This is a genomic window from Glaciecola siphonariae, from assembly GCF_042652645.1.
GTDB classification, from domain to species: Bacteria; Pseudomonadota; Gammaproteobacteria; order Enterobacterales; family Alteromonadaceae; genus Glaciecola; species Glaciecola siphonariae.
Genome location: NZ_JBHSGU010000006.1, coordinates 1 through 1,202, shown reverse-complemented (window position 1 = coordinate 1,202; position 1,202 = coordinate 1). Strand labels below are relative to the sequence as shown.

The following is a 1,202-nucleotide window of genomic DNA, read 5'->3' as shown; positions in this document are numbered from 1 at the left end:
TGAATTAGTCTCGACTTAATCTGACAATCCTCTTGCAAAAGAGAGAGTTACCCGTTTTGATAAAGGTGTCGAATCTTTATTAACAAAACAAAAAGGTAACTCTCATGTTGCATACTAGCAATCCAATCATTAAACACAAAGCAGGTTTACTCAATTTAGCTGAAGAACTCGGAAACGTATCTAAAGCTTGCAAAGTTATGGGCGTTTCACGCGATACTTTTTACCGATATCAAGAATTGGTTGAAGAAGGCGGTATCGATTCTTTGATGAATAAAAGTCGAAGAACGCCAAATATGAAGAATCGCGTGGATGAGGCAACTGAAAAGGCAGTTGTAGAATACGCTATCGACTTCCCTGCATATGGCCAGCACAGAGCCAGCAACGAACTACGCAAGAAAGGTGTCTTTGTTTCAGGCAGCGGTGTTCGCTCAATATGGGTTAGACACAACCTAGAAAACTTTAAAAAACGCCTCAAAGCTCTCGAAGATAAAGTAGCCAATGATGGCATTATATTGACTGACTCACAGGTGGCCGCACTTGAGAAGAAAAAGCTCGATGATGAGGCATGTGGAGAGATAGAAACTGAGCATGCGGGATATCTTGGCTCACAAGACACGTTCTATGTAGGCAATATGAAAGGCGTTGGCCGCATCTATCAGCAGACCTTCGTTGATACTTACAGCAAGATTGCATTTGCTAAGCTCTACACGACGAAAACACCTATCACGGCAGCAGATATGCTAAATGATAAAGTGCTACCGTTCTTCGAGCGACAAGAGCTTCCTATGTTGCGCATACTCACTGACCGAGGTACCGAATATTGTGGCAAAGTAGAACAGCATGATTATCAGCTATACCTGGCAATAAACGATATTGACCATACGAAAACCAAAGCGATGTCACCGCAAACGAATGGCATATGCGAACGCTTCCACAAAACGATTCTCAACGAGTTTTATCAGGTTACGTTCCGTAAAAAGCTATACTCAACGATGGAGGAGTTGCAGAAAGATCTGGACGACTGGATCGATTTCTACAACAATAAACGTACTCATCAGGGCAAAATGTGCTGCGGCAGAACGCCGATGGAAACATTACTTGATAGTAAATCGATTTGGGCTGAAAAGAACTTAGCTCAAATCTAATCTGACAGGCACCGATTGAAAAGCGGGTAAGTGTCAGATCAAGTCTGAGCTAGTACA

The 1,202-nt window shown here is 42.5% G+C and carries 1 protein-coding gene; it reads left to right on the top strand.

From position 1 onward, the window contains the following. The first annotated feature begins 104 nt into the window (after window positions 1-104). Window positions 105-1,145 (top strand): IS481 family transposase, encoded by a 1,041-nt coding sequence (locus ACFO4O_RS14020; protein WP_382409627.1) that lies wholly within the window; start codon window positions 105-107, stop codon window positions 1,143-1,145. Window positions 1,146-1,202 lie beyond the last annotated feature (57 nt).